Annotated in this window: 5 protein-coding genes; 1 reads left to right on the plus strand and 4 read right to left on the minus strand. The window is 59.5% G+C overall.

Going from position 1 to position 8514, the window contains the following annotated elements; all coding sequences use genetic code 11:
• Positions 1 to 268: 268 nt before the first annotated feature.
• Entirely contained in the window at positions 269 to 1336 is a 1068-nt protein-coding gene (locus A1830_RS09575) for an AraC-like transcriptional regulator QhpR (protein WP_156484982.1), read from the plus strand.
• Between the two features lie 166 nt (positions 1337 to 1502).
• Here A1830_RS09575 and A1830_RS09580 read toward each other — a convergent pair whose 3' ends face one another.
• The 4 genes from A1830_RS09580 to sbcD form a co-directional block, all read right to left on the minus strand.
• Positions 1503 to 1916, minus strand: a complete 414-nt coding sequence (locus A1830_RS09580; protein WP_082804136.1) for a cell envelope integrity TolA C-terminal domain-containing protein — start codon at positions 1914 to 1916, stop codon at positions 1503 to 1505.
• Between the two features lie 222 nt (positions 1917 to 2138).
• Positions 2139 to 3002: a UilS family quorum-quenching N-acyl-homoserine lactonase gene (locus A1830_RS09585; protein WP_067705171.1), complete on the minus strand. Its 864-nt coding sequence runs from the start codon at positions 3000 to 3002 to the stop codon at positions 2139 to 2141.
• Positions 3003 to 3049: 47 nt separating this feature from the next.
• Positions 3050 to 6724 carry an SbcC/MukB-like Walker B domain-containing protein gene (locus tag A1830_RS09590; RefSeq protein ID WP_067705173.1) on the minus strand — a complete coding sequence of 1225 codons (3675 nt, stop codon included), beginning with the start codon at positions 6722 to 6724 and terminating at the stop codon, positions 3050 to 3052.
• Between the two features lie 75 nt (positions 6725 to 6799).
• Complete coding sequence (gene sbcD / locus A1830_RS09595) at positions 6800 to 8032, minus strand: exonuclease subunit SbcD (RefSeq protein WP_067705175.1); 1233 nt, start codon at positions 8030 to 8032, stop codon at positions 6800 to 6802.
• Between the last annotated feature and the right edge of the window lie 482 nt (positions 8033 to 8514).

Consider the following 8514-nt stretch of genomic DNA (forward strand, 5'->3'; position numbering starts at 1 on the left):
GAGTAGCTGATTGCTGAGTGAAACGCTGCTGATGCTGCGCTGAGTAGCTGATTGCTAAGTGAAACGCTGCTGATGCTGCGCTGAGTAGCTGGTTGCTGAGTGAAACGCTGCTGCCTGCGTTGCTGATGCACTGCTGGTGAGCAGCAGCCGCGCCAGGGCAGTGCCGCCCCCGATGGGGAGCGGCGTAAACGACTGTTTTCCCGTAGTTTGCGCATTGGTACGATAATTGCTGTACCCTCAGTATGTTTCCAACGCTGAGGCGATGATGATGGAAAGTGGCCTGATTAAACAGCCCGCCGTGATGAAAGCGCTTAACGCCAGCGAGGTATGCAACCGGGGCGTGCTGGCCGCCGCCGCCAGCGGCCTGAGCGAATTTATCAGCGAGAAGGGGGGCGACGCCGACCGTATCTTTGGCATGAGCGGCATTGACCCTGAACAGCTGGCCAGCCCGACGCTTAGCCTGGGCTTAGTTAACTACTGTCGGGTGATGGAAGAGGCCGCGCGCGCCTCGGGGTTTGACAACTTTGGTCTGCACTATGGCAAACAGTTTAAGCCACAGTCGCTGGGGCTGATAGGCTACGTGGGACTCTGCTCCGCGACCCTGGAGCAGGCGCTGCATAATGTGGTGAATGCCTTTCCCTATCATCAGCATAACACGCTGACCCGTCTGGTGGATAAGGGCGACTGCTGGCGTCTGGACTATCAGGTACGCCACGGCGCGATACTCTGCCGCCGTCAGGATGCCGAGCTGACGCTGGGCATGTTCCTGAATCTTATCCGCCACGTTGCCGGTAAGCACTGGGCACCGCGTGAAGTGCATTTTGAGCATCCCCGTCCGGGGCAGTGGCATGAACACTGCAAAGTGTTTGATGCACCCGTCTGGTTTGATCAACCCTATAACTCGCTGCTGATCGCCAAACAAGATCTCACCCGGTCGATGCCGGACAGCGATCCGATGCTGCTAACGGTGATGCAGGATGCGATTCGCCGTCTGAACCGTGCCACACCGCAGCAGAGCCTTGCCGATCGCGCCCGTACCCAGGTTCATCTGCTGCTGCTGAAGGGAGAACCGGTACTGGAGGACGTCGCCGGGAAGCTGGGCATGTCCAGCTGGTCGCTACAGCGGCGGCTGCGTGAAGAGGGTTTAACCTTTAGCGCGCTGGTGGACAAAGTGCGGTGTGAAATGGCGACGCATTATCTTCAGCAGCGGCAGCTACCGATTTCTGAAATGGCGCTGCTGCTGGGGTACTCCGAAGTCAGCGCCTTCTCCCGTGCCTTTCGCCGCTGGTTTGGCATCAGCCCCCGCCAGTGGCGTCAGGATGAGCTGGCCAGCTAAATAGCGCTCTCGGGCAGTGCAATCCGCGTACGTAGCAACGTGGAGCGGTATTACGCACAGCTTAGCGAGACAGGATCCAGGAGCCGCAGCATTCGCGCAGCCAGCCAGGCGAGCACGCGACAACGTATGATACCTGCGCGGTCAGCCATCCCGGCGGTCGTATTCATCAGCGCGGCGCGATTGTGACGATGTTTTTGCCTGACAGGGCGGGCGGCGGTGGCGGCAGGTTGCCGTTACTGCTGACCAGGCTCCAGGCTTTCAGGCAGAGCGCTTCGTCGCCAGCGGTGCTTAGCACGCTATAACGGTGGTTTTTGCCATACTCTACTTCCAGCGTGCATTGACGGCCTTTATAGCGGGCGGCTTCGGGAAACTCAGACTGGATCCCTTCACGCATAATGTAGCTGTACACGCATGCATCCTGTGGAATGCTGCTGCGGGTTGCACAGATTTTCTTTCCCTGAGCCTGCCAGTCTGCCAGCGACGATCTGTCTTTTGGCGCTGACTGACATCCCGCCAGCAGCAGCAACATACCCGCCATTCCCGCCGCGATAAGTGCGGACCGGTTCCCGTTTGATGCCATTTTTCACCCTGATAGCAAAATTTCGATGTTACCGATCAGTTTACCGCGTTAGCGAGGGGCTGACAGGGGAATCCGCGGCTGTCGGGGGATTTACAGATTATTCGCGGGTCGCACCGGGAGGATGCACGATGAACAGGATGCAGGATCGCCCGGCATGATTGCGATCCTGATGAAAAGAAGGATCGCGCGAGGAGCGATCCTTTACCGGACATGCGCCGTCAGTTACAGGTGCTTATTGAACCAGTCGAGCTGGACCTGGATAACGCTGTCAAAATGCGCGCCGCTGTAGATGTCATAATGGCGGGCGTTTTCTTCACAATAAAACTGCTTATCGGTCGCTTTTACCGCGTTATACAAGCCCTGCCCCTGAGCGGCAGGATTAACGTTATCCTTGCCGGCCACCACGACCAGCGTCGGGCAGGTGACGCGCGCGGCGTTTTCCGCGGGTTTATACTGAAGCGTTTCCCGGACGGTGAGAAAGGGGATCTTGATATCCATCGCCGGATAGCGCGTCTTATTCTGCTCGAAAAATGCCTTTGATTCCTCATCGCTTAGCACGCGCGTGATGTTAACGAACATCTCTTTATCCGTAGCGCGCTTTTTATCTGCCATTTTCGTTAGCGTGGCGATAAACCCTTCCTTCTCCTCCGCCGACATGTGCCCGGTAACGATATCCTCGCCGTCGGCAAAAGCCAGCTGGCTGACAATACAGCGGATATCGGCGTTATCCGCCGCCGCGCCAAATACGTGGCAGCCGCCGAAGGAGGTGCCCCACAGGCCGATACGCTGATTGTTAAAGAAAGGATGTTGTTTCACCCAGTCGGTAACCGTAAGAATATCTTCGATCTGCATGGTGGGCTCAAGACGCCCACGCTCGCCTGCACTGGCCCCAAAGCCCCGGTAGTCAAAGGTTACGGTGCAAAATCCTGCCCGGGTAAAAGCTTCAGCAAAGGGCGGTAACAGGATCTCCTGAATGCCGCAAAAGCCGTGGCAGAGGATAATGACCGGCAGATTACCCAGCGTAGAGAGGGGTTTCCTGAGCGTCAGGGCAATGCCGTTGTCGAGCTGATGACTGATGGTTTCCATGGTTTACTTCTCCTTAAGTGAACGCTTTCTGACCCGCCTCCGCAATATTAATGCGAGGGGGTTTCCAGCTTACTGTAGCCCAGCCCGTTCATTTTACGTACTTTTATCTGAACGGGAATACGTTCTTTCATCGCCTCGACGTGGCTTATCACGCCAATGGTCTTGCCGCTGGCATTTAGCGCATCCAGCGCATCCAGCGCCGTGTCGAGGGTTTGCGCATCCAGGGTGCCAAAGCCTTCGTCGAGAAACAGCGACTCAATGCGCGTTTTGTGGCTGACCAGATCGGAGAGCGCCAGCGCCAGGGCCAGGCTCACCAGGAAGCTCTCTCCGCCGGAAAGGGTGCGGGTGTCGCGCAGGGCGTCGGCCTGCCAGGTATCCACCACCTGTAGCTCCAGCGCTTCACCTGCCTTGCGTTGTAGCATGTAGCGTCCGTGCAGACGGTTAAGCTGGTTATTTGCCAGCCATACCAGGTGATCCAACGTCAGCCCCTGGGCGAAGCGGCGGAATTTGTCGCCGCCGCTGGAGCCAATAAGGTCATTGAGGCAGCCCCAGTCTTCAACCTGGCGTTCGCTGACGGCGATTTCATTCAGCATCGCCTGCTGCTGCTGTCGGCGGGCCGCGTCGCTGTTGAGCTGCTGACGCGCTTCACCCTGGCGCTGGGCATTTTCCCGCAGCGCCCGCGCCGTGTCGTCGACCGCGCCCGGCAGGCTGCTGGCATCCTCTGGAAACGCCTCCGGCCGGGTCTCCAGCCACAGCGCCAGGTTTTTCTCTGCCTGTTGCAGCAGGGTGGCGGTCTGTTGTAGCCGTGCCTGATGCTGTTTATGCTGGATCTGCAACCGCTGGATATGCTCTTCGTCCAGCAGGGCGGCAGTAAACTCAGCTTCGTCGCTAAAAGGGCTGGCCGCCAGCGCCGTATTAAAGGCCTGCTCCCGCTGTGCCAGGCGTTCGGCCAGCGTAGATAACTGCTCAGTCAGTGAATTATGCTGTCCGGTCAGGGTATTTAACTGGTTCTGCTGCTGCTGCCACTGTTGTTGCAGAACCTGACAGGCTTCCGCTCGCAGCGTTGACGTTAGTCTGAGCTGCTGTTGCACCTCCGCCGTCTGCTGCTCGCCGAAGGCACGGTGACGCTGCTGTTTGACTTCAGTCAGCTCGGCAGTTTTTGCCTGAAGGCGCTTTTCCAGCCCCTCCAGGCTGGCCTGCCTGTCATCGATGGCTTCGGTCAGCGCCTGCTGCTGGGTAGCCAGCGCGGCCAGCTCAGGGCCAAGGTGAGTTAGCGCCTGCTCCGCCTGTTGCCACTGCTGCCATTCCTCTTCGCGGCGTGTTAACCAGCGTTGATGCTCGCCGTTTTCTGGCGGCGTTAGCCCACATTTACTGAGCGAGGCGGCCAGCGTAGCACGCTGATGGTCAAGCTGTTGCTGCGCCTGCGTCAGGCGCTGCTCGCGCTCATTCAGCGTCTGGGTCGCAGTAAGCTGCTGCTGTTCGGTAAGCTGCCGCTGCTGCTGGAGAGCGTTAAGCTGGTTCTGCTGCTGAATCAGCGCATCCTTATGCTGCTGCAGCGTTCGGGCAGCCTGCTGAAGCTGGGTGAGCTGCGCCTGAAGCGTGATTTCCTGCTGCTCCTCCTCGTCCAGCCACGCCGTTACCGACGGCTGCTGTTCCGGTGCCAGTGACAGCGAAAGCGCGTCAGCGGTAGTCTGCCACTGGCTGTGCAGTCGGATGGCTTCGGCCTCTGCCTCTTCCCGTTCCTGTTTAAGCCGTTCGGCCTGCTGCGTCAGGTTTTTGACTTCCACGCCTTTCGCCGTCCCCTGGTCGTGCAACAGTTGCACGTCAGCGCTGAGCTGCGCCAGGCGCTGCTGTGTTTCTGAGGGCTGCAGGGCCTGATAATCGGCAATGGCGGGATGCTCGCAGGCCCCGCACAGCGGACAGGGCTGCCCGGCAGTCAGCTGCGCGCGGTGCTGTTCCAGGCTAACGATACGTTGTTCAAGCCTGTAGCGGGTATCCAGATCCTGCTGGTGCTGATGCTTCTCTTTCCAGTCGCGGCGTAAGCGCTGTAGCTGCTGTTCTGCCTGCTCCAGCTGCTGCCGCAGAGTCTGCTGCGCGTCATCCGTTCGCTGACGACGCGCGGCGTGCTGCTGCCACTGCTGCACCAGCAGCGCCAGGGTTTGTCGAAGTGGGCGCTGCTGATGGAGCGTAGTCAGTTTGGCCTGGAGTGCCGTTTCGGGAAACTGCTGCTGAAGAGTGGCGCAGTGCTGCTCAGCTTCGCTGACTTTGCGCTGGGCGAGTTCGCTTTGCTGTTGCAGCGGGCGAAGTGTGAGGTCCAGCCGATCAAGCTGCTGCTGTAGGGCGGCAACGCTATGCTGCTGTTCAACCCAACTCTGCTGTAACGCAGTAAGCGCCTGCTCACTTTGGTGCTGCTGCTCAAAGTGCATCCGCCAGGGTTGCAGGGATTCCCCCCAGTCGGCCAGTCGTACATGATCCGTCCGCCACTGCTGATACTGTGCCTGCCGGGCGAGTTTATCCTGCTGCGCCTGATGATTGGTTTGCAGGGCTGCGCGACGCTGCGTCAGCGCGTGTTGGTACTCACTGACTTCTTTTGTCAGTTCTTCCTTTTGCTGACCCAGCGTCGCTAAGCGGTTATCCAGCGGCACGACCGTATCTGTAATCAGCGTTTCCTGCTGCTGACGCTGCACTTCGTGCTGTCGCTGAGCTTCTTCGGCTTTTTGCAGCGCCTGAGTGCTGCTTTCCAGCTGTTCGCGAGCCTGCTGCTGTCGGGTGGACAGCACCTGCAACTGCTGTTGCAGGCTGTCAGTATCCTGACCGAGCTGGTTACGCTGCTGCCAGAGGGGCCGTAGCTTTTCCGCTGGCTCCGCGAGTGTGAGTTTACCCATCTCGGCCTGGGCCGCCAGCCAGCGATCTTCAGAGAGCTGGTGCTCAGTACGGGCGGCGGTAACGGCATCCGTTAGCGCCATCTGCTGGCGGTGCCAGTTAAGCAGATGCTGCTGCTGGTGCGAAAGTGAAGTAAGCGCCTGCTCCTCTGCTTCAAGCTGCTGGAGCTGCCCGGTTAGCTGCGTAACCTCATCTTCCGTCAGCAGGGACAGGCCGCTGGCTCTGGCGTGAAGAGTATCAAGCGCGGCGCGGGCGCGCTTATGGTGCTCAAAGACGCTGACCGAAACCCGGCCATAGATCTCCGTGCCAGTCAGTTCTTCCAGCAGCTCTGCGCGTTTGTTGGCAGGGGCGTTGAGGAATGCGGCAAACTCCCCCTGCGAGAGCATCATTGAGCGGGTAAAACGTTCGAAGTCCAGCCCGGTGAGGGCGGTGAGCATCTCAAGCTTATCCTTCACCTTATCGGCAACGATGGTGTTATCGTCGCAGCGGGCCAGCTCGACCCGGGGCACCTGCAGGTTTCCCTCTGCTGAGCCGCGCGCGCGGGTCTGGCTCCAGAACGCACGCCACGCCACACCTTTGACTTCAAACTCCACTTCGGCAAGACACTCCGCCGTATCGCGGGTCATCAGGTCGTTTTGCGCGTTAGATAACTTACCCAGCCGGGGCGTTTCGTGATACAGCGCCAGGCAGATGGCATCCAGCAGGGTGGTTTTTCCGGCACCTGTCGGGCCGGTGATGGCAAATAAACCGTTGCTGGCGAACGGCTCGGCGGTGAAATCGATTTTCCACTCGCCCTTTAGCGAGTTCAGATTCTTAAAGCGCAGCGTCAGGATTTTCATAGCGATTCCCGGTGACTTATTTTGGCCAGCGTTGGCGTTTTCATGACGGTTCCTGGTGACGGAGTTCAGCCAGCCTCAGAGTTTGCATGAAGGCTCCTCATTTTCCATTTCTGCCAGCGTCTGGCTAAACAACAGGCTGGCGCGGGCCAGCTGCCCGGGGTCTCTCCCTTCCTCTGACGCCAGTCGGCGGGCGAAAACCTCCTGCACGCTGAGTTCGCTGAGCGTTTCGTTATCCTGGCGGGCGAGGGTCTGCTCGCGCTGCTCGCGGCTGCGGCGAAGCAGCACGACCTCAACCGGCAGCTGCTCGGTCAGCGCCTGGATACGGCGCTGCAGGTCATTCAGCCAGTCCTGGGTAACAATCTCAATATCCAGCCACACCTTTTTGCCATCCTCGCGAGGTTCAATTGCCGCCAGCTGGTGCTCAATCTCTTCCAGCGTGCCTTTGATCATCTGCATAGGTTGACACAGGGGAATGGTCAGCGGTTCGACGCGGCTCAGTTTCCCGTCGGCGAAATCGACGATAAAGACGCTTTTTTCCTTACCCAGCTCATCAAAGCTCAGTGGGATAGGTGAGCCGCTATAGCGAATGTGTTCGGTGTTGGCGATGCGTTGCGCGCGGTGGATATGGCCCAGCGCGATATAGTCAGCGGGGGGGAACGCCTGCGCCGGAAACGCATCCAGCGATCCGATATAGATGTCGCGTACCGCGTCGCTTTTAGTCACGCCGACGGTCGTGAGGTGTCCGGTGGCAATAATCGGCAGCGACAGGCCGAGGGCTTCGCGCTGTGCCTGCGCCTCTTGCCAGCATTGCTGATAGTGCTGAGTGATGGCCTCCAGCAGGGAGTGCTGTTTTTCATGGCCCGACTGCCCGGCCTGGCTGAGGGTGATATCACGCGGGCGTAAAAAAGGGATGGCGCAGAGCAGGGCGCCTGGCTGGCCGTCACGGGTTTTCAATAGCAGAACCTGCTCGCCTGGGGTGTCGCTGGCTGCTGCGATAACGGTGGTGTTCAGGCAGGCGAGCAGTTCGCGGGACTCATTCAGGGTGGCAACGGAGTCGTGGTTTCCGCCCACCACCACCAGTTGGCAACCCGCCTGTTGCAGCTTCACGACGAAGCGGTTGTAGAGCTCACGCGCATAGCTCGGCGGCGATCCGGTGTCGAAGATGTCGCCAGCGACAATAATAGCATCAGCCTGCTGTTCAACGGCCTGTACAAGCAGCCAGTCGAGGAAAGCCTGATGTTCCGGCGCACGGCTTTTCGTATAGAAAAACTGTCCCAGATGCCAGTCGGAGGTATGAATAATGCGCATGAAAATCCTTTGGTCAGCAAACCCGATGCGCCGATTATAAACGTCGCGCGGCAAAACCCCAGCCTGAAAGGGTTAACCCGGTTGATAAAGCGGTAATTTATCGCGCCGGGGGCGCAATGCATTGTGTTACGTGCCCAGTGCAGCAAAGGCTCAGTGCTATTGCTTACGGGTGGTGCCGGGCTGCAAAGACTCAGTGCTGTCGCCTACGGGGGGTGTCCGGTGCTGCACAGGCCTGGGGTGGTCGCCTACGGGTGGGGCCCGGTGCTGCACAGGCCTGGGGTGGTCGCCTACGGGTGGGGCCCGATGCTGCACAGGCCAGGGGTGGTCGCCAACGGGTGGGGCCCGGTGCCTGGCGGTCCTCACGCCGCGCTTCGCACGGTTCCTTCGCTCCGCTCGTCGACCTTTCGGACCGGGCATGACGTGACATCCCTGTCCCGACATGCCCTTGTGCCAGCCTCCCTGCTGGCCCATCCGGGTCTTCC

Origin of the sequence: Erwinia sp. ErVv1 (genome assembly GCF_900068895.1) — a bacterium.
Classification (GTDB): Bacteria; Pseudomonadota; Gammaproteobacteria; order Enterobacterales; family Enterobacteriaceae; genus Erwinia.

Excerpts from the sequence above, each read along its gene's own strand:
- A1830_RS09575 (WP_156484982.1), top strand. The coding sequence starts at position 269 with ATGGAAAGTGGCCTGATTAAACAGCCCGCCGTGATGAAAGCGCTTAAC.
- A1830_RS09585 (WP_067705171.1), bottom strand. The coding sequence starts at position 3,002 with ATGGAAACCATCAGTCATCAGCTCGACAACGGCATTGCCCTGACGCTC.
- sbcD (WP_067705175.1), bottom strand. The coding sequence starts at position 8,032 with ATGCGCATTATTCATACCTCCGACTGGCATCTGGGACAGTTTTTCTAT.
- A1830_RS09580 (WP_082804136.1), bottom strand. The coding sequence starts at position 1,916 with ATGGCATCAAACGGGAACCGGTCCGCACTTATCGCGGCGGGAATGGCG.
- A1830_RS09590 (WP_067705173.1), bottom strand. The coding sequence starts at position 6,724 with ATGAAAATCCTGACGCTGCGCTTTAAGAATCTGAACTCGCTAAAGGGC.